The organism is Citrobacter sp. KH_055_1 (assembly GCF_057838705.1).
Map to the genome: position 1 here is coordinate 2,449,802 of NZ_CM174473.1, position 24,261 is coordinate 2,474,062.

The 24,261-nt window shown below is 51.1% G+C and carries 22 protein-coding genes and 2 tRNA genes; 13 read left to right on the forward strand and 11 right to left on the reverse strand.

The window, feature by feature from the left end:
• Positions 1 to 94 precede the first annotated feature (94 nt).
• Both punC and cfa read left to right on the forward strand, forming a co-directional pair.
• Complete coding sequence (gene punC, locus AC3ITF_RS11425) at positions 95 to 1,303, forward strand: purine nucleoside transporter PunC (RefSeq protein ID WP_096757163.1); 1,209 nt, start codon at positions 95 to 97, stop codon at positions 1,301 to 1,303.
• A gap of 285 nt (positions 1,304 to 1,588) precedes the next feature.
• A complete protein-coding gene (gene cfa, locus AC3ITF_RS11430) occupies positions 1,589 to 2,737 on the forward strand; it encodes a cyclopropane fatty acyl phospholipid synthase (RefSeq protein WP_135912094.1) in 1,149 nt (382 codons plus the stop codon).
• A gap of 45 nt (positions 2,738 to 2,782) precedes the next feature.
• Here the strand turns inward: cfa and AC3ITF_RS11435 are convergent, their stop codons facing one another.
• Positions 2,783 to 3,424, reverse strand: a complete 642-nt coding sequence (locus AC3ITF_RS11435; protein WP_096757165.1) for a riboflavin synthase subunit alpha — start codon at positions 3,422 to 3,424, stop codon at positions 2,783 to 2,785.
• Positions 3,425 to 3,641: 217 nt separating this feature from the next.
• Between AC3ITF_RS11435 and mdtK the strand changes: the two genes are divergently transcribed.
• Complete coding sequence (gene mdtK / locus AC3ITF_RS11440; RefSeq protein WP_096757166.1) at positions 3,642 to 5,015, forward strand: MdtK family multidrug efflux MATE transporter; 1,374 nt, start codon at positions 3,642 to 3,644, stop codon at positions 5,013 to 5,015.
• A gap of 45 nt (positions 5,016 to 5,060) precedes the next feature.
• Here the strand turns inward: mdtK and AC3ITF_RS11445 are convergent, their stop codons facing one another.
• Positions 5,061 to 5,759: an RluA family pseudouridine synthase gene (locus AC3ITF_RS11445; protein ID WP_115258581.1), complete on the reverse strand. Its 699-nt coding sequence runs from the start codon at positions 5,757 to 5,759 to the stop codon at positions 5,061 to 5,063.
• A gap of 143 nt (positions 5,760 to 5,902) precedes the next feature.
• On the opposite strand from AC3ITF_RS11445, the gene AC3ITF_RS11450 reads away from it, so the two are divergent.
• Positions 5,903 to 6,211, forward strand: coding sequence for a monooxygenase (locus AC3ITF_RS11450; protein ID WP_135912096.1), 309 nt, complete (start codon positions 5,903 to 5,905; stop codon positions 6,209 to 6,211).
• A gap of 127 nt (positions 6,212 to 6,338) precedes the next feature.
• Here the strand turns inward: AC3ITF_RS11450 and catA are convergent, their stop codons facing one another.
• The 4 genes from catA to AC3ITF_RS11470 form a co-directional block, all read right to left on the reverse strand.
• Positions 6,339 to 7,016, reverse strand: a complete 678-nt coding sequence (gene catA, locus AC3ITF_RS11455) for a type A chloramphenicol O-acetyltransferase (RefSeq protein ID WP_135912097.1) — start codon at positions 7,014 to 7,016, stop codon at positions 6,339 to 6,341.
• A 214-nt stretch (positions 7,017 to 7,230) separates the two neighbouring features.
• Entirely contained in the window at positions 7,231 to 7,479 is a 249-nt protein-coding gene (locus AC3ITF_RS11460) for a hypothetical protein (protein WP_135912098.1), read from the reverse strand.
• A gap of 82 nt (positions 7,480 to 7,561) precedes the next feature.
• Positions 7,562 to 7,936 (reverse strand): hypothetical protein, encoded by a 375-nt coding sequence (locus AC3ITF_RS11465; protein WP_115258584.1) that lies wholly within the window; start codon positions 7,934 to 7,936, stop codon positions 7,562 to 7,564.
• Between the two features lie 238 nt (positions 7,937 to 8,174).
• Entirely contained in the window at positions 8,175 to 8,564 is a 390-nt protein-coding gene (locus AC3ITF_RS11470) for a hypothetical protein (RefSeq protein ID WP_135912099.1), read from the reverse strand.
• A gap of 729 nt (positions 8,565 to 9,293) precedes the next feature.
• Here AC3ITF_RS11470 and AC3ITF_RS11475 point away from each other — a divergent pair.
• On the forward strand, positions 9,294 to 9,638 hold the full coding sequence (locus tag AC3ITF_RS11475; RefSeq protein ID WP_117343122.1) for a DUF1294 domain-containing protein: 345 nt from the start codon (positions 9,294 to 9,296) through the stop codon (positions 9,636 to 9,638).
• 28 nt (positions 9,639 to 9,666) lie between these two features.
• Here the strand turns inward: AC3ITF_RS11475 and AC3ITF_RS11480 are convergent, their stop codons facing one another.
• Positions 9,667 to 10,239: a TetR/AcrR family transcriptional regulator gene (locus AC3ITF_RS11480; protein WP_115258586.1), complete on the reverse strand. Its 573-nt coding sequence runs from the start codon at positions 10,237 to 10,239 to the stop codon at positions 9,667 to 9,669.
• A 99-nt stretch (positions 10,240 to 10,338) separates the two neighbouring features.
• Between AC3ITF_RS11480 and AC3ITF_RS11485 the strand changes: the two genes are divergently transcribed.
• The 5 genes from AC3ITF_RS11485 (at position 10,339) to trpS (ending at position 16,522) form a co-directional block, all read left to right on the forward strand.
• Complete coding sequence (locus tag AC3ITF_RS11485; protein WP_210424340.1) at positions 10,339 to 11,232, forward strand: ABC transporter six-transmembrane domain-containing protein; 894 nt, start codon at positions 10,339 to 10,341, stop codon at positions 11,230 to 11,232.
• A gap of 119 nt (positions 11,233 to 11,351) precedes the next feature.
• A complete protein-coding gene (locus AC3ITF_RS11490) occupies positions 11,352 to 12,461 on the forward strand; it encodes an AI-2E family transporter (RefSeq protein WP_117343050.1) in 1,110 nt (369 codons plus the stop codon).
• A 118-nt stretch (positions 12,462 to 12,579) separates the two neighbouring features.
• Positions 12,580 to 14,364: a diguanylate cyclase gene (locus AC3ITF_RS11495; RefSeq protein WP_489175667.1), complete on the forward strand. Its 1,785-nt coding sequence runs from the start codon at positions 12,580 to 12,582 to the stop codon at positions 14,362 to 14,364.
• 116 nt (positions 14,365 to 14,480) lie between these two features.
• Positions 14,481 to 15,284: a PhzF family phenazine biosynthesis protein gene (locus AC3ITF_RS11500; RefSeq protein WP_489175668.1), complete on the forward strand. Its 804-nt coding sequence runs from the start codon at positions 14,481 to 14,483 to the stop codon at positions 15,282 to 15,284.
• 233 nt (positions 15,285 to 15,517) lie between these two features.
• Positions 15,518 to 16,522: a tryptophan--tRNA ligase gene (gene trpS / locus AC3ITF_RS11505; RefSeq protein WP_135912102.1), complete on the forward strand. Its 1,005-nt coding sequence runs from the start codon at positions 15,518 to 15,520 to the stop codon at positions 16,520 to 16,522.
• On the opposite strand, the gene AC3ITF_RS11510 is transcribed toward trpS, so the two are convergent.
• The gene (locus AC3ITF_RS11510; protein ID WP_115258589.1) at positions 16,508 to 16,693 is read right to left on the reverse strand and encodes a hypothetical protein; all 186 of its coding nucleotides are present in this window, start codon (positions 16,691 to 16,693) and stop codon (positions 16,508 to 16,510) included. The two genes, trpS and AC3ITF_RS11510, sit on opposite strands and share 15 nt — an antisense overlap.
• Before the next feature lie 197 nt (positions 16,694 to 16,890).
• Between AC3ITF_RS11510 and AC3ITF_RS11515 the strand changes: the two genes are divergently transcribed.
• From AC3ITF_RS11515 to AC3ITF_RS11525, 3 genes are all read left to right on the forward strand, one after another.
• Positions 16,891 to 17,274, forward strand: coding sequence for a cupin domain-containing protein (locus AC3ITF_RS11515; RefSeq protein ID WP_115258590.1), 384 nt, complete (start codon positions 16,891 to 16,893; stop codon positions 17,272 to 17,274).
• 247 nt (positions 17,275 to 17,521) lie between these two features.
• Positions 17,522 to 17,598: transfer RNA gene (locus AC3ITF_RS11520), tRNA-Val, on the forward strand.
• A gap of 4 nt (positions 17,599 to 17,602) precedes the next feature.
• Positions 17,603 to 17,679: transfer RNA gene (locus tag AC3ITF_RS11525), tRNA-Val, on the forward strand.
• 163 nt (positions 17,680 to 17,842) lie between these two features.
• Here AC3ITF_RS11525 and AC3ITF_RS11530 read toward each other — a convergent pair.
• The 3 genes from AC3ITF_RS11530 to AC3ITF_RS11540 form a co-directional block, all read right to left on the reverse strand.
• On the reverse strand, positions 17,843 to 19,504 hold the full coding sequence (locus AC3ITF_RS11530) for a hypothetical protein (RefSeq protein ID WP_489175669.1): 1,662 nt from the start codon (positions 19,502 to 19,504) through the stop codon (positions 17,843 to 17,845).
• 75 nt (positions 19,505 to 19,579) lie between these two features.
• Positions 19,580 to 20,242: a ZirU family protein gene (locus AC3ITF_RS11535; RefSeq protein ID WP_223240221.1), complete on the reverse strand. Its 663-nt coding sequence runs from the start codon at positions 20,240 to 20,242 to the stop codon at positions 19,580 to 19,582.
• Between the two features lie 54 nt (positions 20,243 to 20,296).
• Positions 20,297 to 24,181 (reverse strand): inverse autotransporter beta domain-containing protein, encoded by a 3,885-nt coding sequence (locus AC3ITF_RS11540; RefSeq protein WP_489175670.1) that lies wholly within the window; start codon positions 24,179 to 24,181, stop codon positions 20,297 to 20,299.
• Positions 24,182 to 24,261 lie beyond the last annotated feature (80 nt).

Sequence of the window (24,261 nt, forward strand, 5' to 3'; positions counted from 1 at the left end):
TTGAAATCAATAAGCAAATATTAGCGTTTCACAGCAAGAATTTCACTCACTACACTCAGCGGCACTGTTCTATTGCTTATAAAGAGAAATAATGATGCAACCTGGAAAAGGGTTTTTAGTCTGGCTGGCAGGTCTTAGCGTGCTCGGTTTTCTGGCAACGGATATGTATTTGCCAGCATTTGCGGCTATTCAGTCCGATTTGCAAACCCCAGCATCAGCCGTCAGCGCCAGCCTTAGCCTGTTCTTGGCGGGTTTTGCCATCGCGCAACTTCTGTGGGGGCCACTCTCCGACCATTATGGCCGCAAGCCTATTTTGCTACTGGGCCTCTCCATCTTCGCGCTGAGCAGTCTTGGCATGCTTTGGGTCGAAAACGCCACCGGCTTGCTGGTGTTGCGCTTTATCCAGGCTGTGGGCGTCTGTGCGGCGTCGGTTATATGGCAGGCGCTGGTTGCTGATTATTATCCCTCGCAAAAAGTGAACCGTATCTTTGCCACCATTATGCCGCTGGTCGGGTTATCTCCCGCGCTCGCGCCATTATTAGGCAGTTGGATCCTGATGCATTTTTCCTGGCAGGCTATCTTTGCCACCCTGTTTGCCATCACCCTGATCCTGATGCTGCCGGCCCTGCGCCTGAAGCCCACGGCTAAAGCGCGTGACGATAGCCAGGATAAGCTCACCTTTGCCACCCTGTTGCGCTCCAGAACCTACCGCGGCAACGTGCTGATTTATGCGGCCTGTTCCGCGAGCTTTTTCGCGTGGCTGACCGGTTCGCCATTTATCCTGAGCGAGATGGGCTATAGCCCGGCCGTCATTGGCCTGAGCTATGTGCCGCAAACCATCGCCTTTTTGATCGGCGGATACGGCTGTCGTGCCGCCCTGCAAAAATGGGAAGGTCGTCAATTACTGCCGTGGCTGCTCATTCTGTATGCAGTGAGCGTTATCGCTACCTGGGCGGTCGGCTTTATTCACCACGTTGCGCTAGCCGAAATCCTGATCCCATTCTGCGTGATGGCAATAGCGAACGGTGCTATCTATCCGATTGTCGTTGCTCAGGCTTTGCGTCCCTTCCCACAGGCAACAGGACGTGCCGCAGCCCTGCAGAATACGCTGCAACTGGGCTTATGCTTCCTGGCAAGTCTGGTTGTGTCGTGGTTGATCAGCACGCCGCTATTCACCACCACCGGCGTCATGCTGTCTACGGTGTTGCTGGCCGCGCTGGGGTACAAAATGCAGTCGCAGAAAGAATGTCGCTCTCACGCTGATGAGGTTTCTACTGCTGCGCCTGGCGAATCACATTCATAGCGCTTGAATAATTAATTAGCGGGCTAATATTTTTTGATTGAACCCACAAAAATTCAGGCCTATACTGATTTCCAGTTGTTACAAAAACGATAATTTTTATGTGTTAACGGGAACACGCATGTTCCCGCTTAACCACGGATGGCCTTTTCGGTAAGGGGTTCTCCCTTCCTCTGTTCTACGTCGGAAAACAGATTCGCGGATTCATTCCGTGAGATTTCTCACAAAGCCCAAAAAAGCGTCTACGCTGTTTTAAGGTTCTGATCACCGACCTGTGATGGAGAAGCTATGAGTTCATCGTGTATAGAAGACGTCAGCGTACCAGATGATGACTGGTATCGAATCACCAGTGAATTATTAAACCGTGCGGGCATTACCATTAATGGTACTGCACCGGCAGATATTCGCGTTAACAACCCCGATTTTTACAAGCGAGTTTTACAGGAAGGTTCGCTGGGTTTAGGTGAAAGTTATATGGATGGCTGGTGGGAATGCGATCGGCTGGACATGTTTTTTACTCAGGTTTTACGTGCCGGCCTTGAAGACCAACTCCCCCGCCACTTTAAAGACACGCTGCGAATCGCCGCCGCGCGCCTGTTCAATTTACAGAATAAAAAACGCGCGTGGGTTGTCGGAAAAGAACACTACGATTTAGGCAACGATCTCTTCACCCGCATGCTTGATCCCTACATGCAATATTCCTGTGCCTACTGGAAGGACGCCACGACCCTGGAGTCAGCCCAACAGGCGAAGCTCAATATGATCGCCGAAAAATTACAGCTCAAACCGGGGATGCGCGTGCTGGACATTGGCTGCGGCTGGGGAGGCTTGTCCCAGTTTATGGCCGCCCATTACGGCGTCAGCGTCGTGGGGGTGACCATTTCTGCCGAACAGCAGAAACTGGCACAAACACGGTGTGAAGGGCTGGATGTCACTATTTTGCTTGAGGATTACCGCGACCTGCACGATCGTTTCGACCGCATTGTCTCCGTTGGCATGTTTGAGCATGTGGGTCCAAAAAACTACAACACCTATTTTGATGTTGTCGATCGCAATTTAAAACCAGAGGGTCTGTTTTTGCTCCACAGCATTGGATCCAGAAAAACCGACAATAACGTCGATCCGTGGATCAATAAGTATATTTTCCCGAATGGTTGCTTGCCGTCCGTGCGCCAGATTGCGAAAGCCAGCGAGCCGCATTTTGTTATGGAAGACTGGCACAACTTTGGCGCCGATTACGATACTACACTGATGGCCTGGCATACGCGCTTTATGGCAACCTGGCCTGAAATCACCGATCACTACACCGAGCGCTTTAAACGTATGTTCAGCTACTACCTCAACGCCTGTGCCGGCGCATTTCGCGCCCGTGATATTCAGCTCTGGCAGGTGGTATTCTCACGTGGCGTAGAACACGGTCTGCGCGTTCCACGCTAGTCATTCTCGCCCCCGCCTTCAACGGGGGCCTGGAAACGCGCCGGCTTAGACTTCGCCGGTGACGTGATTTACTGCACTTTCTTTTGCCGCCAGCACGCGCTCAACGGTATCCACGACCGCCTGCGTTTGTGGGTCGATTTCGATGTTGACCCGAGCCCCCAGTTTTTTCTTACCAAGCGTCGTACGCTCCAGCGTTTCCGGGATCAAATGCACGCAAAAACGCGTCGGTGTTACTTCGCCAACCGTCAGGCTGATACCATCAATGCCGATAAATCCTTTGTACAGGATATATTTCATCAACGACGCATCCTGCACCTTAAACCAGATCTGACGATTATTTTCTGAGGTCAGAATTTTTGATATCTCAGCGGTAGTCATAATATGGCCTGACATTAAATGCCCGCCGATCTCATCGCTGAATTTTGCCGCGCGCTCTACGTTGACCCGATCGCCCACTTTAAGCTCGCCCAGATTGGTAATACGCAGCGTTTCTTTCATCAGGTCAAAGCTGATGTGATTGCCGTTAATGTCGGTCACCGTCAGACAACAACCATTGTGTGCAACTGATGCACCCGTCTCCAGGCCATCCAGCATGTATTCAGGTAACTCCACTACATGCGTACGAAAATTTGGTTTCTCATCAATAGACACCAGTTTCGCGGTGCCCTGCACAATACCCGTAAACATACCTCTAACTCCTGAACGTAATTAAGACATATCTGTTGTGCACAATAGCAGGTGAAAATTGCGGTTGCCAGCAATGCACCGCCCCCACCTGTTTTTTCACTGGAGAATTACGTATTCCTCGCTACAATAGACTGCAATTTCCCCTGTATTTTCTTCTTGCTGCCCTCTCAGGCGGCTTTTTTAGTCTCTCAAATAACAACAATATAATGGTGTAAACGTGCAAAAGTATGTAATCGAAGCGCGTCAGTTATTAGCTCTGGCAATTCCGGTGATTCTTGCGCAAATCGCCCAAACCGCAATGGGGTTCGTCGATACCGTCATGGCGGGTGGATACAGCGCGACGGACATGGCTGCCGTCGCTATCGGGACCTCCATTTGGCTCCCGGCCATCTTATTTGGTCACGGACTCCTGCTGGCATTGACGCCAGTCATCGCGCAACTTAACGGATCGGGTCGCCGCGACCGCATTGCTCATCAAATACGCCAGGGTTTCTGGCTGGCGGGCAGCGTATCTGTGCTCATTATGGTGGTGCTCTGGAATGCGGGATACATTATCCGCTCCATGGATAATATCGATCCGGCGCTGGCCGATAAAGCCGTCGGCTACCTGCGCGCGCTGTTGTGGGGCGCGCCTGGCTATTTATTCTTCCAGGTAGCTCGTAACCAGTGTGAAGGTCTGGCCAAAACCAAACCGGCGATGGTGATGGGGTTTCTCGGCCTGTTGGTCAACATCCCGGTTAACTACATTTTCATCTATGGGCATTTTGGCATGCCAGAACTCGGCGGCGTAGGCTGCGGCGTTGCCACTGCGGCGGTGTACTGGGTGATGTTTCTCGCCATGTTGTCCTACGTTAAACGTGCGCGCTCAATGCGTGATATTCGCAACGTCCGCGGTTTCCAGAAACCCGATACCGCGGTGATGAAGCGCCTGATCCAGTTGGGCTTACCGATTGCGCTGGCGTTATTCTTTGAAGTAACGTTGTTCGCCGTAGTGGCATTGCTGGTTTCCCCGCTGGGGATTGTGGACGTGGCCGGACACCAAATCGCGCTGAACTTTAGCTCGCTCATGTTCGTTCTGCCGATGTCGCTGGCAGCCGCCGTAACGATTCGCGTGGGTTATCGTCTGGGCCAGGGGTCAACGCTTGACGCCCAAACTGCAGCCAGAACCGGGTTGGGCGTCGGTGTTTGCATGGCGGTGTTAACCGCAGTGTTCACCGTGACCCTGCGTGAGCACATCGCCCTGCTCTACAACAATAATCCTGAAGTGGTGACGCTAGCTGCCCAGCTCATGTTGCTGGCCGCCGTGTATCAGATATCGGACTCGATTCAGGTCATTGGCAGTGGGATCCTGCGTGGTTATAAAGATACGCGCTCCATTTTCTTTATCACCTTTATCGCTTACTGGGTGTTGGGTTTACCGAGCGGATATATCCTCGCACTGACCGACCTGGTAGTTGAACGCATGGGTCCAGCAGGTTTCTGGATCGGCTTTATTATCGGTCTGACCTCTGCTGCAGTAATGATGATGCTGCGCATGCGTTATCTGCAACGCCAGCCGTCCGCCATTATTTTACAACGCGCGGCGCGATAACACCCCGCAATAGCCGTCCCCCGGCGGCTATTCTCTCCACCCTATTCAGAACGGACTGCCATTGTGGGCGTTGATCGCTTCTCCGCTGACAGGATGCTTAAAATGCAGTTCGCTGGCATGCAGCATCAGTCGTGGCGTCCGTTCTGTACCCGGCAACAGACGCCCCCCGTACAGATCGCAGCCCCAAATGGCGTATCCCAGATGTTGACAGTGAATACGCAACTGATGGGTGCGACCGGTTTCGGGGAAAAGCTGTACCCGCGTTAATGGCAGTACAGTCCCGTCTTTCAGCGGATGATTAAAGCGCTCGACAACCCGATAGCGGGAGCGCGCGGGTTTGCCGCTGATGGCGCATATCGACATCAGCGGAAACAGCGCCGGATCCTTGGCAATAGCAGCGTCTATCACCCCTTCATCCTCGCTCAAATGCCCACAGAGCAAGGCGCTATACACCTTGGTAACAGCGCGCAGGCTGAATTGCTGGCACAGCGCAGCATTGGTAGCCTTATTGCGGGCAATCACCATCAGCCCGGAAGTGCCAAAATCAAGTCGATGCACCAGCGTGCAGCCGGGATAAATCTGAACCAGCCGGTGATGTACCGAGTCGATATTTTGCGGATTTTTTCCCGACAGACTTAGCAAACCGGTGGGTTTATTGATAAGAAGCAGATGGTCGTCCTGATAGAGGACCTCTATCTCGTCATGGCACGGCGGAGCAATAAAGGTATCAAAGAGAGTAGACATCAGGCAGCCATGATAAAGTACGGGAGCGGATCATAACGAATTTTCAACCGACTGGCGAATCAGCGATCTTTTGACGTTTATTGTGCAATAAATTAAAAATAAGATACTGACTTACCCGCATCAGCGTTATCCATGGAGGAATTATGTCAAACACACTATTGCAGTTGCACTTTGATTTTCAGGGCCCGTTTGGCGAAGAGATGTCACGCCAGCTTGTCGACCTGGCAGAATCCATTAACCAGGAGCCTGGCTTTATCTGGAAAATCTGGACAGAAAACGAAGCAACCCAGGAAGCCGGCGGCATCTACCTGTTCCAGGACGAAGAAACTGCGCTGGCATATGTTAAAAAGCATACAGCCCGTCTGAAGCCGCTGGGTGTGCAAAACGTGCAATTCAGAATCTTTAATGTCAATGAACCGTTAACGCGCATTAACCACGGCATGGCTGAGTAACATTGTTGCTTTATCACAGGCAAAATAGAGGGCGGCTTTACGTTCAAGCTGCCCTGTAGCGGGAGGTTATGTACTCTTAGCAGACATGACTGCTATCCTTGCTGGTAATAAGAGATCGTCAGGCACATCAAGCATTGCGTTCTTCTGAATGGTGCAATATGTTATCGCTAATCTCTTGTAACTCATTGATCAATCTTGCCACATGAAAACCATCGCACACGGAATGATGTACCTGAATGGCGAGAGGTAACAATACTTTTCCATCCTGGTTGTAGTATTTCCCAATAGTGAACATGGGGGAAAAAAAGTTCTGCATGTTGGCAACGTTGATATTGAAACTGGTAAAACTTACCCAAGGAATGGCCGACACGAAAAATATATTTTCCAGCGACTCTCCCTTAGGCCAGTAAGAAAGGTTATTACTATAGCGTGCCATGTCTTCTGCATAAACATGTTGAAAGTGATGAATATTGCCATCGTAGTGACTCCATAATGATGAAAAGGTCTCCGTTTCATTATGGAAAATCGTATAACTTGGATGAACTTCATTCCATATGACAAGCTCATTGTCCTTTATCGCCATACGAAACTCTGTATGTCTGTTTACGACTTTAGAGAGCAGGAAAATAATAGTAGGATAAAATTTCCAGCCAACCTCTTTTATATGTTTTAACAGCACGGTAATGTCTAAGAGAACTGTTTGGTTAAATGTGCTTTGTGCAAAGGTCTGAAATACCTCAAAATGCTCCTTCCTTGCCCAACAAGATAAGTCAACTGGCGTATATTCTGGGATTGTTTTTTTCATTTTTAGTAGCCTTTAATAAGCACGCATACAGACCCGAACCATTTTGGTTGCGAACGCATTCGTGAGAGTAGCGCATCCTTGTAAATAAGGGAAGGAAATGATAACCCTTTAATATATAAGATGATAAAGGGAGACGTATCGCCTCCCTTGAAGTATTGAACGCGAGCACTATCAATGCGCTAACACGACAACGCTGTCAGTTGCGTATCGTTTATCATTCGAACCAGCAACGGTTGCCATTATCTGCCTGGGAGGCATCGGGGATTTCATCACAAGGCGGCAGAGTGAATCCGTCTCGAGTCACATAATGGCTATGATTTCCTGCTTCTTCATTATAACCCTTATTGTTTTTATGATGATGGTGGCCAGCTCCCTGATAATCATCATTTGCAAGAGGTACCACACAGCCATAGAGGGAACCACAAACCGCAGAAACCATCAGAATTTTAAAAATAGTTTTCATTGTTCAACTCGATAAAGATGAAGTGTTATGATGTAACCTACTAAACAGACTACCGCCCACAGTATAAAAATAGGATTATTCATTATTTTAAATTTACGCCCTGCACCTGATCATTAGACTGATTAACGTCTAAAATCATCCGTACACCTTCTTTTGAGACAAATTCTAAAGGTGCGTTATCATCCTGTTCCCAGCCATTAGCAACCAGTAGGGGAACAACCTCACTCAATTTTTTACCGGCTACAGCCTGATCTATAGTGCGTTCAGCGGGGGCTAATTCCGCGTGATGGTGTTTCATGTTTTCGCGTTTACTTTTATGAATATCACATGTGCCGTTACCATCAGTAACTTGTGTGCAACCTGATTTCTCAAGCTGGCTACGGTATGAGGCGCTAATAGCGTTAGCATTACCCACCACAGACAAACAAAGCAACACCATAATTAATTTTGCTTTCATTACATTTACCCTTTGTGTATATCGTCAATGTTTTTTTACAGATCACTCAATCATACCGCCACGTATTTTATGCTTTAAAAAGCTTTTCTTTATCCATGGCGATAAACTACATATTTCTGAAGAATATCCCCCCTATATCCAAAATAATTCGAATTTCATAAAGTCAGTAATTGTGTGATAAATTCGTCAGGAACGAATTTGAACAGCCGAAGGCTGGCCCCCGGTGTGGGGTCTTTTATTACTTGATGATCTGGGCATTTGCCACAAATCCTTTTTTATCCTCAATGACGCGCATCAGGTGAGCGCCTTTTTTCCAGTCGCCATCTGCCTGCTGACGCCAGCCACGCTCTATCAAATATTCTTCTGCGGCGATCCCTTTGAGGTTGATAATATTCTCAGTCTCTTTAACGTACTGCGGCACGTTGGATTCATTTACCGAGTTAGGTGTATGCTTCACGGCGTTTTTTGCATTCTCTGCCTTTGTTTTGTGGATGTCGCACCCCTTGCCAGCATTCATCTCGTTGCAGCCGGAACGCTCCAACTGGGCACGGTACTGTGCGTTGATGGCGTGCGCTGGTGCGGTGGTCATTGCGACTAAGGTCAGGCTAGCGATGAGTACTTTTTTCATTCTTTGGTTTCCAGTTCGTTAAATCCGTTGCACCGCGTCCACGGGCGGTAGTGATATTTCGCGTGTTGAAATATGACCGTCTGGTAAATTCAAGTCAACGGCTGAAAACACCTTGAAATTTGTTCGTTAAATGTTAAAAGCAGCATCTATTTAGCGCATTTACTTCATATGAAAGTTATCATAATAAGTGGGAAATCAGAAGAACGATGAGAAGACACAGTGATATTGAAAGGAAAATATGGTGGTGTTGAATACATAAAAGTGAATCTGCATTACACTATGCTCACTTTAATTATAAGCACTGACAATACATTACGATATATAATAAAAATCGGTTTATAATATATTAATGTAGACATTCACACCTGCCCAGCCATTAACTTTTCAATTTCCCCACTCGTCAAGCCTCTCCTCTTAGCAATAACCCTCTATCATCTCTGTCCATATCTGTAACAACCCCTTAAAGAAGGATGTGTATTTATCTCTAAAGGAGTAGTAAAAATAGGACTAAAGATTGATGTAAGTCAATTGGCATCGCGTATTTTTATTTGTGAGCGTCCTTGCGCACAAGTCTAGTATTAAAAAGACAAATTTTAGAATAGAACATTATTCCAGTAAGGTTTATGAGTAACAGGTTATGGTTACGGCTTCCGACAGGGCTTCAGCTCACCGTGGGTATTGCGTACAATGCAGGGTCGATACTCTCTGGAAATGGCTGTGGCGAATACTATGAATCTCAATCGCGGTTGTTATTTGCTGCTGATCCTCGCTGCGATCGGCAGCCTGTTTACATCACATCCCTTTATTATATGGTTACTGCTCGCCAACGTACTGACGCTGGTGATTTACGGCATGGACAAAATGGCGGCGCGAAAAGCCTGGCGCAGAGTGCCAGAGTTCACATTACTGATGTTTGGCGTTGTCGGCGGATGGCCCGGCGCGATAGCAGGTCAGCAACTCTTTCGCCACAAAACACAAAAACAGCCATTCAAAACCTACTTTATCATCAGCGTATTATTGAGCATCTCCGTGATGGTAGCGGTGTATCAGCTCTATCCTTTTTCGCCTTTCTGAACATTGGCTACGCGCGAACTATACAGCTTTACAACATCTGCCTGATAAAGTCGTGGAGATCGTCGCTGGCCAACTGACATTTTTCAGGTGAAGGATGAATAATCAGGTTCTCTGAGTACCCGTTAAGCATGGCAACGAACTGGCGTGTAACACGTTCGGCATCCAGCGCCCGGAACGCTTTCAACCCCACACCTTCACGAATAATGTCGGCGATCATTTCCATCCAGCAATTCATATTGCGCTCTGCAAGCTCTGCGTAAGCGGCGTCATGGCTCGCCAGACGCCATAAAGAGTCATAAAGCTGCCAGACGGCATCCGGACCTTCAGGAAGGTAGTATTTGATCAATACGCTTAACTTTTCGTGAGGTTCGCGCCCGGCTAACGATTCGGCTAAATCGTCCAGCTCTTGTTGCATAAATCTTTCCAGCGCGGCAAGGCACAGTGACTGCCAGTCCTTAAAGTAGTGATAGATATGGCTGCGAGAAAGGCCGAGATGTTCCGTCAACTCCCGGGTTGTCACCTTCTCTATCCCTTTTTCGATAAACAGCGCCACCGCGCCATCCAGAATTCGTACTCTCAACTCTTCTGTCTTTTTTTTCATCAATTCACCCCGTATTGACTTTGAGCAACCGCTCAAATACACTCGACCTGCAATAATTGAGCAACCGCTCAATTATTAATTTTAGCAGAATCACAGATAATGATAAGCCTGAAGAGTCACGATAGATCCACATCCTTATACAGTGCAGTTGGCACGCTTAAGTCTCTGGCCCGCCGCCACCGTAAAAAACTCCTGGTCACATTTCTTCTCGTAGTTGCCGAGAACCTGACGTATCTGCTGTATCCGCTAATGGCCGGCTTTGCCATCAATGCAATTATTGCGGGTAACGCCTTACACGCGGTTTTTTATGCCGTTGTGGTCTTTATTATGTGGGCCATAGGGGCGGCTCGTCGGAGTGTTGATACCCGTACATTTACCCGGATCTATGCTGAGTTGGCTGTTCCCGTCATTCTCGCTCAACGTCGGGACAATCAAAATACCTCGACCATTGCAGCACGGGTCGCGCTTTCCCGCGAGTTCGTCGATTTTTTTGAAAAGCATCTGCCTGCGTTTATCACCTCAATCGCCTCTATTCTGGGGGCTGCCATCATGCTGCTGGTTATAGAGTTGTGGACGGGTGTGGCCTGTCTTGTCATTCTTGGTTTTTTTTCACTGTTCCTGAGCAGCTATACACGCAAAAACGAAGCGCTTTTCCTGCGATTAAATAATCGACTCGAAAAAGAGATAGCCATGGTCAATAGTGCCGCCGCCTCCCCGCTCGGCAAACATTACCGCCTGTTGTCCAGGCTGCGTATTTGTTTATCCGACCGTGAAGCGCTGGGTTACTTGTCCATTGGCATTGTGGTCGCTCTGTTATTTGGCATGACGATCCTCATCATGACGCTCGGCGGCGGGGCTGATGCGGGTCACATTTACTCTGTGATGACCTATATGTGGATGTTTGCCATGAGCCTGGATGATGCTCCGCAGTTGCTGGAAAAGTATTCTCAGCTCAAAGATATTGGTAAACGAGTAAACACCGGACATGAATAAACCCCGGTAGACTCACGTCCATTTCGCTCAGCGTGCCCTGGCACGCCGACAGTTGCAGGTTGGTAAATCCGCTGAACAGTTCTATAGTCGGGACTGCTTCTTATTTACAGGATCCACTAATGCGTTTTAACGGACTGACCAAAGGTTTTTTCATTTTCATTCTCGCCCTCGTGACGTGGGCGTTCTTTGATGTGCTGTCCCCTTACTTTTCCGCCATTCTGTGGGCCGCGATATTAACCACTATTTTTAATCCGGTGAAAAACAAACTGCGCAGCGCCCTGGGCGATCGCAACGGGCTGGCGTCGCTTATCACCATTGGCATTATCTGCCTGATTGTCTTTATTCCCCTGATGGTGATCCTGTCATCACTGGCTATCGAACTGAACGTGGTGTACAGCAAGCTGCAACAGAACGACACGCAGTTCCCGGAAGTCGTCACCGCGATCCTGTCGTATCTCCCTGACTGGGCCAGAGGATTCCTTGCGGACCACCATCTGGATAACGTGGCACAAATTCAGCAAAAGCTCTCCGATGTTGCATTACAGGGCGGGCAGTACCTCGCCGGCAGTGCATTCCTGATTGGCAAAGGGACATTCGGCTTTGCCATCAGCTTTGGCATCATGCTGTATCTGCTGTTTTTCCTGCTCAAGGACGGGCCGTACCTGGTGCGTCAGATTCTGGATTCTTTACCGCTGACCGATTTCGCTAAACAGCACCTGTTTGCCAAATTTGTCGGTGTCACCCGTGCCACGGTAAAAGGCACAGCGGTGGTCGCGGTGGTTCAGGGCACACTCGGTGGCATTGCTTTTGCCATTGTGGACATCGACGGCAGCGTTCTGTGGGGCGCATTGATGGCGTTTCTCTCACTGGTGCCTGCAGTGGGTTCAGCCATTGTCTGGGTACCCGCGGCAATTTTCCTCTTTGCCACACAGCAGTTGTGGCAAGGACTGTTTATCGTCGGATTCTTCGTCATTATCGTCGGGCTGGTAGACAATATTTTGCGCCCATTGCTGGTGGGCAAAGACACCAAGATGCCCGATTATCTAATTTTGATCTCCACCCTCGGCGGGATGGAGATTTACGGTATTAACGGGTTTGTCATTGGCCCGTTGATCGCGGCACTGTTCCTTGCCTGCTGGAATCTGTTATCCGGGCGCGATCACGAGGGCAACGTGGAGGAGATCGATAAAGACTTTATGGAAGAAGGAAAAAATCCTCCAGATTTATAACGGTATGACGATAACAAAGGGCGACCACGGGGTCGCCTTTTTATTGTCACGCAAAATCATACGTTTTCTATAATTTCAATCATGCACATTCATTACTCGTCGCAAAAGGAATAAACAGGTGCGAATAGCCACAATCACCAACTGGGCCTACAGTGCGACGGTATGCCTGACCCTCGCCTCCGGCGTGGTCATGCTAATGGCGTCAAACGCCGATAACACCGAACGACAGGCGGTAGAACAGCGGTATATATTCGATCAGCTGACCGAAGAAGTTGAAATTGACGCCTGGTCACTGTCCGATCTGGCGCGCCTGTATGTGGTCAGTAAAGATCCTGATGCGTTGCAAGCCTACCAACAGAAAGAGACCTCGCTAAAAGCCGTTGAGCACCGATTGACGAAACTGAAGGATACCGGAGCATCAGGGGAAGAATTGGCGCTCCTGCACGAGGGATTGCAAATTGTTGATACGCTACAGAACGAACAACAGACGGCGATCGAAAGCGTCGCGCGCGGAGAGCAGGCGCAGGCTATCGCCCTGCTCTTCGGTAAATCCTATGAGCAGGAGCTCGAACGGACGCAGGATAAAATAGACCATTTCCGCCAGATGCTCGACAGCCGCGCCCGCAACGCCATTGAGGACGCCACGCAGACGTCCCGTACACTGCGCACGCTGTCTGAAGTGATGGTCGGACTGACGGCACTGCTGTTTTTGTTTGTCCTCGGCTTTATTTTAAAACGTCGGGTGCTACGCCCCGTCGTGCGACTGAGCGACGTCGTTCATCGACTGGCCTCGCAGGATTACGCGGTTGAAACACCTAACTTTAACCAGATAGATGAAATCGGCGATATGGCACAGGCCATCCGCATTTTTCGCGAGAACGGCCTGGTACGGCAGCGGCTGGAGAAAGAGCGTGACGCCGACTGGGCGATACGCGAACTGCTGGCACGGATGACTCAGCGCTTACAGGGCTGTGAGAACTTCGCTGACGTTATCAATGTTGCACAACTGTTCGCGCCGAATATTGCTCCCGGTGTCGCCGGACGCCTCTACATTCTTGACCGGGAACCGTGGCAGATGCGCTGCGTCGCTGAGTGGCTTTCTCCGCAGGGAAAAGCAGATGCCTTCCACCCGGACGAATGCTGGGCCGTGCGTCGCGGGCAGAGTCATCCCCCGGTCCACGGCGAGCCGGACATCGCCTGCTACCATCTGCCAGAGTCATGTCAGGATCACACGCTGTGTGTGCCGTTGATTGCTCAAGGTGAGGCTATCGGCCTGCTCTCATTTCAGAATCTCAGCAATGATACCGCGCCTTCCCGCGCGTATCTGGAACTGATGGCAGAAGCGCTCGGTCTGGCATTAGCCAATCAGCGTCTGCGCGATGCGTTACTGGAAAAAGCACTCTACGACCCGCTGACCGGTCTGCGCAATCGCCATCATCTGGAAGACACTTTGCGCACCCAGATGGGCCAGGCGATACATAATCAGACACCCATCAGTTGCCTGATGATTGATATTGATCACTTCAAAGATGTCAACGATCGGTTCGGCCACGAGGCGGGCGATGGCGTTATCAAGGGCGTTGCCGCGATTATTCAGCGCGCCATACGCGACAGTGGGATGGCGTTCCGCTACGGTGGTGAAGAGTTTCTGGTCCTGCTCAGCGGCATGGGTGAAGAAGAGGCTAACCGCATGGCGACGGACATCTACAACGGCGTGCATGCGCTTACGCTGCGCTTTGGGACGTCGGACATCAGCCATATCGACGTGTCTATTGGCGTTGCCAGCTACCCACAGCACGCCCAAAGCGACAACCTGCTGCGCGCCGCTGACGTGGCCCTGTATCGCGCCAAAGAGTTGGGCCGATCGCGAATCGTGAGCTTCGGTATGCTGCAAGCGAGCTAAACGCGGGCATATCGCGATATGTTATTGCCTGCAAGAGCATAAACCAATACGAAATTGCACGTTGTCATGGCATGGTAGAGCGTGAGATGACCGGAGAACAACAAGAGGACTATACGATGAAGCACATTGATTTTTACATGATAGATGCCTTTACCAACACCACTTTTGGTGGCAATGCCGCCGCAGTGTGTCCTCTTACAGAATGGTTGCCCGATGAGATATTATTAAAAATGTCTCAGCAACATAACCAGTCAGAAACCGCCTTCTTTGTCACCACCGATAGCGGCTTTGAGCTACGTTGGTTTACCACTCAGGGTGAAATCAATTTATGCGGGCATGCCACACTGGCTGCTGCACACGTCATCTTTGAACATCTTGACTACCCGGACACCACAATTCACTTCGAAACCCGATTTATTAGCCCGCTGACCGTGACCCGCAGTGGCGAATGGCTGACGCTTGATTTCCCCGCCTGGAATACCGAATCGGTTATACCGCCGCCTTTACTATTGGAAACGCTGGGTATCACGGAATACAAAGAAGTCCGCGTGGCACGTGATTACATGGTCGTTATGGAGAATCAGCAGCAGATTGCAGCAGTACGCCCGGATATTCACGCCATGCTTCCGCTGGGAAAAATGGTCTGCATTACGGCGCCAGGCGATGGGGAATACGATTTTGTCAGTCGTTTCTTCTGCCCAGGCGAGGCCGTTGCGGAAGACCCTGTCACAGGTTCGGCACATAGCATGCTCATTCCATACTGGGCTGAGAAACTGAACAAAACACAGATGCTGGCACGCCAGGTGTCCGAGCGCGGCGGGGATTTACGCTGCAAGTTAGTGGGCGATCGTGTCCATATTGGTGGTCAAGCCACAACGTATCTGACAGGTAAAGTACAGTTGCGTGAGAACGCGCGATAACAACGGTTGTCACGCCAATCAGCTCGCAGCGTGCATGGCTTTACCTCTTCATCACACCATGATATGTTCATTAAATGAATACAAAACACGATGTAAACAGCGTTAATAACAACCTGTGGTGGCAGCCTTCTTAAAGGCGGCCAGAATGTGTTTTCCCCATTTTAAATAACCGCCGAAAGGCGGTTATTTGCATTTGAAAGACCCCTTTCGGTTTGATGACTAAGGAGTCTGGCATGAACAACAAAACCATTATTCTTACTGGCGATCGCCCAACCGGCCCATTACATCTCGGCCACTTTGTTGGCTCGCTACGCCAGCGTGTTGCCCTGCAACGTGACTATCAACAGTTTGTGCTGGTCGCGGATCTTCAGGGGCTTACCGATAACGGCAGCAATCCGCAAAAGATCCGCAATAACATCCCCGAAGTGCTCGCCGATTATCTTGCCGCAGGGATTGATCCTTCACTCACGACAATTTGCTTGCAGTCTGCTCTACCGGCACTTGCTGAACTGACTGCGCTTTATATGAACATTGTTACCGTGGCGCGCGTAGAGCGTAACCCAACGGTAAAAAATGAAATTATGCAAAAAGGGTTCGCCCGCTCTTTGCCGGTTGGTTTCCTGGTTTACCCGATCAGCCAGGCGGCAGATATTACGGCCTTCAAAGCCAACGTTGTTCCCGTCGGCGACGATCAATTACCGATGCTCGAGCAGACTAACGAAATTGTACATAAGATGAATAGCCTGTTACCGACTCCCGTTTTACAGCATTGTAAGGCAATGCTCAGCGAAACCAGTCGCCTCCCGGGTATCGACGGCAACGCCAAAATGTCGAAATCACTTGGCAATACGTTGCTCCTTTCTGCCAGCGAAGAGGCCATTCATCGCGCGGTCAGCGCCATGTACACCGACCCTCACCATTTAAAAGTGACCGACCCGGGGCAGATAGACGGCAATATAGTGTTCACATATCTGGACGCATTTCACCCGAACAAAGCAAAAGTTGCGGAGATGAAAGCGAACTATCAACAAGGCGGGCTGGGGGATAAAACCTGTAAAAATGAGCTGGAGGTGTGTTTACAAGAACTCATTGCCCCCATGCGAGAACGCCGTGCGACCTACATCCAGGATAAGGGCATGTTGATGGCGCTATTGCAAAAAGGGAGCGAGCGGGCGCACGACGTCACGCAGAAAACAGTAAGGGAAGTGAAGTGTGGGCTGGGATTACCCGTTTTCTGACACGCGCAATTTCCCGCTTCTCAGCAGCGCCATCTCTTGCTTGCAGAGCAGCACCACAGCCTGACGTCCCTTGACACGGCGGGATGTCAGAGCCCTTTTCACCGTACGGCGACTCGCGCCAGATTCCAGCATCTGAAAACACATCAGGGAGAGCGTCGGATTATTTTTCATCAAAAATTCACTTGGTTGAGTTAGCCAGTAGCGTTGCGGCAGAAAGCGGACATTTTACGCTAATCCGGGCACGGCTTAAACCCGGTCTACGGGTAGGTCCTGTTGCAGAATTCCCCATGGTGAAACCGAACAAAAAACAACCAGGCTGATATAATTGAAGAGCGGCCATGTGCGTAATCAAGCTAAGGAGGTGCGCAATGGACAAAGCAGATGTGAAATCATTCGATATACCAGATGAGGTTCGCGAGTTTGCGAATGGACGACTGGAACTTCTCAATATCGGCGGAGCCATCGTCGGACGTGCGGTGCTGGAGCCCGGCTGGCGATGGGCGACATCGATCCAGTCGATAGCGGGAACAAAGAGTTGTGAAGCCCCGCATTTTCAATACCACGTAGCCGGGGTGCTGCGGGTAAAAATGGACGATGGCAGTGAATTTGATTGCCGCCCCGGCGATCTGTCACGCATCCCTCCAGGGCACGATGCCTGGGTCGTCGGGGATGAGTCGGTGGTCATTGTTGACTTTCAGGGCATGGTCGACTGGGCCAGACATAAAAATACCGGCTGTAACGACTCGCCATAACAGCAAAAAGCCCCGGATGATCGCGACATTCGGGACTTACAGGAGTGGTTCTGATTCTCCCCCGCACGCCTGACTTGTGCACCCAAAGGATCGGGTGAATAAAAAACACGCTGCAAAATCAACAAAATATAATCAACTTGCTTAATTACTCTGCAATCGCGTGAAAACATGCAGAAAAACACAATTTCCCTCTTGCCTCATTCGGTCTGTGCCGCTAATATTCGTCCCCGTTGTCACCTACAACGTTGCGTTCATAGCTCAGTTGGTTAGAGCACCACCTTGACATGGTGGGGGTCGTTGGTTCGAGTCCAATTGAACGCACCATCTTGCGTCCGTAGCTCAGTTGGTTAGAGCACCACCTTGACATGGTGGGGGTCGGTGGTTCGAGTCCACTCGGACGCACCAAATCAATTTCCGTTGATTTGGTGCTTACTCTCTCGTCCTTATCTACACTTTCATTGTTTCAAAAAAACACTCTTACGTAATTGCTATTCGGCCTTCAACAATTGGCTGTGGCTGCCTGCTTTCCTCACCGTCTTACAGGCAACCATTCGTTCAGAAAAACGCCTTAATTCACATCCGCTATACAGACCACGTGACTGCTTTTCCTGCTATTCGTCACTATCCCGTTACTCATATTCAACGTATTTTTACTGCCCAGTTCATCTATCCAGTAAGGTGCGTTGACCCAGTTGCCACCAAAGTTGTACAACGGCCCCCACTCGCTCCACCAGCGTCCGGTTGAAGCCGCTCGCTCGCCGTTGCGGGTCGATTCCTCTGCAGTCGGCCGACGATAGCCATCGTCTTGTTTACCACACCAGTCATTATTAAATCCTGTTGGATTGCCGTCAGTGATTAACCACTTCGTGACCGTGAAGGTATAAGCATAAGATCCACCATCATTTTTCGACCGTATGGTAATGGTGGCAGTTTTCTCTGCGCCTTCAGGCCGACGGTTAAACGTCACCACACCCTTATCATCCACGCTTAACCACGAACGATCGTCATGCCAGGAATACTCCCGGTTGCTGGCAGCATTGCCATTCATGCGCAACTGGAAGCTGGCACCAACCAATCCGCTGCGAGGAAAACCGCTGTCGGTATCAAACGTGGCGCCATTGACGTGAATAGTCGTGTTCCCAGGGAGGACGTTGCTGCCGCCTGGTGCCACTTGATCGCTGACCGTACTGACCATTGTCCCCATTACCGTGTCATAGCTTGCTGGCGTGGCTTCCACCACCAGATAGCGATTTACATCCTCTGCAACGGGGGTATAACTTTTTTCAACCGCGCCTGGAATTGCCGTTTTTCTGGCCGTTCCTGCGGCGTTATCCGCACGAAACCACTGAAAACGCGACCGGTCGGGAATCGTCTCATTCCCCTGATAAAGATAGGAAAGTGTGACATCTTCCCCTTCGCGGGGCGCCGGTATCGCTAAATTGACGATCGCCGGGAGCATGTCAGGTATACCGGTTTGCGCGCACACCACTGTCTGTCTGCTGGCGTTTGCCGCCGCGCTACTACGCCCATCGGTAAAAGCATTAATCACCGCATGGTGCGTATCATTGAGCGCGCGTGTCGTCCAGATAGCGTTACGTCCAGCAATGCCATAGGTATGCCGTAAATCGCCTTTAGAATCTTGCCCCACACGATTTGCCCGAGTGTAGGTCACAAACATATCCTGCAGATCGCCCTCATCTGGTAAACGCATGCCGTTGTTCGCACAGTGCATATACGCATCCCCCCAGCGCAGCGCTGGCGAAGCATAATGAAACGCGGCCGACAAGTCTGCTCGCGCGGGTAGCACCGGCGCGTTCGCGTTTGGGCTGACAAAAGGCGCATCCGGTCGGTCGGGATCGGAAGGTTCAATCTCAACCGGCAACACCTTAACCGTCAGGTAGCGTTTATTCTGCGCGGGGCCGGGCGTATAAAGACGCTCATTCGCCCCTGAGATTACCTGCTCGTCGGCCAACCAGCGAAACAGGGTCTCTGATGGACTTTCCTGCAAACCATCAGGATCGTGAAATTGATACGCAATCTCCAGCGTATCTCCCTGAGCCGGATTTAATCCCGGCGCAGAGGTGTTAATCACCTGCAGTTGACCGGCCACAGGCGGGCGTCCTTTTACCGTCTCGGTCTGTGCTGTCACCGCCAGGGCTTCCGTGGCGACAAAAACAACCAGCACACCCGCGGCGCTGCGCAGAGTGAGCGCGACACTATTCAGCTTCATAGCTCTGGCAATCCGAATGAACGGCGATTATACGCAGCAGCGCTTGAACACTACGCTGCTGCTCAATGGGTGACATTAATTCACCTCGATCTGAATCTTACGTTTCTGATCCCCGGCTACCGGTTTGTAAGTCTTACCGTTCGCACCTGGAATATTTTGGTATACGCCAGAACCAATCGCGGTCTCAATCTTCCACTGATAGGTGCCAGCATCACCGGCGCTGCCGTCAGCCAGTTGTACGACGGCGCTAAGTTCAGTATCAACCTGCGGGAAGCCATTCACTGCGCCATCAATCTGTACGGCGATCGGCGTCGATGCAGAAGCCGCTGACAGCTCATTTGACGCAACTGCGATACCGGTATCCGGATCGGTTATCGTTGGATCAGTATGCGGCGTAACCAACACGGTGATCTTTTTGCCTAAATCACTCGCCGTCACGGTGTAGGTATCACTGGTGGCGCCCGAAATATCTGCCCCATCCGCCTGCCACTGAAAGGTTCTTTGCGATTCTGCATCCCCGTCCGGGTCGCTGAACGCGCCCTGCTGGCTGATGGAAATCACATCGCCAATGTCGAAGACGCCGTTGCTGTTGGTATCAGCAGAAACAATCGTGCTCTGGGTGATAACCGGCACGCGTCCTTTTACGGTATCGGTTGGATCGGACAAGACGGCCAGGGCGGGAAATGACAGGATTAACATCGCGCTACTGGCGGTTAAGGTAAAGTTTTTGCGTTTCATTTGCGTACTCAATAATAAAAAGGGATTAAGGCGTCAGCCGGGAAATTACGGGTTTCAGGGTGATTCTTGTGTTTCCACGCGCAAAGCACGTTTTTGCCATTCGCCAGACACAACATAGATACGGCCCGTCGCCTGTGGAATCGCGGTGAATTGGTTACTGCCTGCAGCGGTTTCCCCCTGCCACTGAAAATGTTCTGGCTGCTCTTCGCAGACAATTTCACCGCACATGACGACAGCGGATAAACGGTCGCCCACCTGCGGATGGGTGGTCAGCGCTTGCCCATTGCGTAGCACTTTCACCGATGATGCAAAGGGGGCAAAATTAACCGACACGTGCTCGCCGCGACGATTAATTAGCGCCACAACCTCGCTGCGTCCCGCAGCCGTGCTCGTCAGGGTCGCTGTTATCACGCCGTTCGCATCAGTCACACCCTGTGCAGAAGCACGTACGCCGTGGCTGGCCTTAAATTTCACCTGCTGCCCCGCCACAGGATTACCAAACGCATCCCTGACGGTCGCGCTGACTTTATTTTCAGCAGTGCCGTTAGCTAATGCGTTGTCCGCTATGATGCGCAGGTCGCCAGGGAAAATGGTGGCGCTGCCTTCATCAGACAGAAAGGTGAGTTCAACCTGCTGGACATGTCCGTTTAACATCACCGACACCACGGATTTTCCGGCGATGCGATTGGTCACCATGGCAAATGCTTCGCCTTCGCTATTAGTCATCACCGAGGTGGGTACTGCCGCCCCGTTAGTCGCCACGAATCGCACCGCCTGCGCGCTGGCCGGACGCCCATCCGCATGGTGTATGGTGACCTTCACCTGATTCGCCGATCTGCCATTGGCCGGCGCATTGTCTGCCACCACCTGCGTGACGCCCTGCCCGGCCTCACCCACTTTTGGCGTGAGCGTAACGCTCACTGGAGTAACCGCAAAGTGATGGTCATTCACGTTGACAGAAATCTCGGCCACGCCCGCTGTTACGCCAGATAACGACGCTTTATACAGGCCGTTATGGTTATCCTTAGCCTGACTGATAGTCGTGCCCTCCAGAGGACTGGTGAAGGTCACTTTTTGCCCGGTAACCGGGTTGCCCTGCTGATCCCTTAATAAAAAGTGAATAAATGATTCAGCATTGCCATTCGCTTCAATACGTTCAGGGACGACATTCAGTTGAGATTTCGCTGGATCCAGGCTGTCATCATCAACGGCAAAACTCGTTTCAACTTCCTCTGTGCTGCCGTTAAGTTCGACAATCACCGTGACCTCACCCGCGACCCGACTGGTCAACGACACCGAGACCTCACCGTTAGCATCGGTGGTGGCTGCTGGGGGAATATCCGCATGATTGTTCGCGTACAGTCGTACGGTTTCACCCGCAGCAGGCGTCCCATCCGCGTTAAAGGTGGTGACTTTGATGACATTCTCATCTACACCATCCGCCAGCGCATGATCGTCAAGCACCACCACAGCCTCAAGACTGACCGAATTGTCATCACGTACCAGCTTGACCACCGTCGGCGCGATAGTGGTCAGAAACCCGTTAACATGCGTCCTTATTTTTGCGTTTCCGGTTGCGGTACCCGTCAATGTGGCGGTATACGTACCATCCTCCCGGTTAGTGACGTTGCCGATCGTCGTTCCGGCGAGGCTACTGGTAAATCGGACGTTTTTTTCTTTCAGTGGGTTCCCGCTGCTGTCGGTTAACTGCAGAACCAGAGTCGATTCCGCGTTACCATTGGCGGATATTCTTCCCGGCGTCGCATTTAAAGAAGATTGCTGCGGGTCGACAGGGTTACCGGTGGAGATGAGGGTAACCGGACGGCGCAAGGTCTTCGCCACGACATTTCCCTGCATAACCTGCACCACGCCTTTCCCGGCATGAATACCGCTCAACTTTGCACGATAAATACCCGGCGCGACTTCACGCACTACTGTGGAGGTGGTATTGGGCACACCGGACACCTGAAACGACACGTTCTCGAGGCCCGTTACCGGCTCGCCCTCGCTGTTATTGGCTTTGTAGGTCATTTCAGCAACATCTTCGCCATCGGCCCGAATCACCGCCGGGTTCACCAGCAACGCCGAGTACATTTCATCGACACCCGAATTCGCCTGGCTATACAATACTTTCGCGCTCTGGCTCAGTTCATGCACCCTGGCCGTCGCCGTTGCCTGACCCGCAACGTGAGAGACCACGCTGTACATCGCCCGCCCTGCCGCATCGCTCATCACATCCTCAGCGGTGATACTGCCGTCGGCGAATGTCATTCCCATGGTGATATTTTTTCCGCTAACCGGTTTGCCGTCATCATCGACCAGGGTTGCGGTCACAGTAACCGGCGTTTTACCATCAGCGGGCGCACCGTTACCGGTGACCTGTAACGCATCGCCAAACGCCAGATTTACGGGTAGAACCTCAATCAGCAAGGTCTGGGCATTACTGGTATTCCCTTCGGTATCCTCTGCCATCGCAACGACGCGATACTGGTTTGCCGTCCCGTCTGAGGATGGAGAGCGTTGGTAAGGAGGCAATGTCAGTGAAAACATATTCACGCTCAGCTCGCGAAACTCTCCGCCAGCCGCCAGAAACGCCGCGTTATCCCAGGTGACCTGCGCCAGCGGGTATTCACTCGTGACATCGGTCGAAATCGTATGCACCGTATATTCAGCGTCCTGAATCGCCTCTTCAGAAAGCGTCAACTGCACAAGATCCTGTGCCTGATATTCCAGAGTGATGACATTATTACGATCAACCAGGCTGTAGCGGCTACCTTCCAGCTCGCGCAGAGAGGCCACTTCATCAGGCGAAAGTTGAGATTCCAGGGTTTCACCCGGTCGCCACGCCAGCTCCATTTGCACGCTGGTGTCTCGCTCATCACCCTTTTCCATACTCTGCTCAATACCCAGCGTCATCAGTGGGAACGGCGTCCAGGTGATACCGGTCGTGAAGGCCCAGGCATTTTTCTCACGTTCGTCTTCGCCAGACAGCCTGACCTCATCGCCAAAATACTGCTCATAGATAAACTTGCCGCCAAGGTGCGGATAGTCAGGCAACCAACCTTGCACTCTGACATCAAAACCGTTCGCCGGGCGTTCGTCATAATTTTCCACGTCTTTCGAGGCCTTCCAGTCAGACAGTCTGAAATACCCGTTGGTAGCAAGTTGAAAATAGTCGCGCCACAGTTCAGCCCCAACGCCAAGGCGACGATGATCGCCACTCAAATCGGCGTCATAAAAGGTATTAAATCCCAGCATCCAGTCATGGCTGAAATGACGTACGCCCACGCCAACGTTCAGCGTATTACGGTCGTCCTGATTCTGATAACCCAGTTGGGTGAATAAGACATTCGTCTGTGTTTCATATACCGGCACCAGCCAATCTACGCTGCTATCATCAAGGGAAAACTGTTCGCCGACATTCAACTGCGCCCGTACCGTGCCAAACTGCCCTAACCAGCCAGTGACTGTTTCATTCGCTTTACTGTTAATTTCCGAACGGACCAGACCGCTGGCCGCTTGTGCCGCATCGCCGTTTTCCAGAATATTCGCCAGGCCCGAAGCACCGCTGGCAAGGCGTTTAACCCCGGCGTCGTTTTCCTGTTCCTGGTGTAGCTTGTCACTCGCGCCTGCCGCCTTATTCCCACCGGAGGCTGAGGCCGGAATATCAAGCTCATCACCCTGATCTAATTGTTCAAACGGTTTGTTAAATGTTCTGAATTGGTTGAAATAGCGCAGTTGGGTGGTCGTCAGACCTAAGCGTTCGGCAACGGAATCCGTCGTTTCTTCGGCCTGAAGCACATATACGACAGAAGGTCGTGCAAGTAATTCGCTTTGCCATTGCGACGATTGAGGTTCGCTTGTTATTGTTGCCAGTACCGGCGTCGTAATGATCGACAGGTGTACAATCAGGCAAAGCCATGCAGTTCTTTCGATCATAATAAGTGTGCGACTTTTACAGAGGGCTCAGGGTTTAATTTGTAATAAAAGTGAATAAAACGTTATTCATTCGGTAAAAT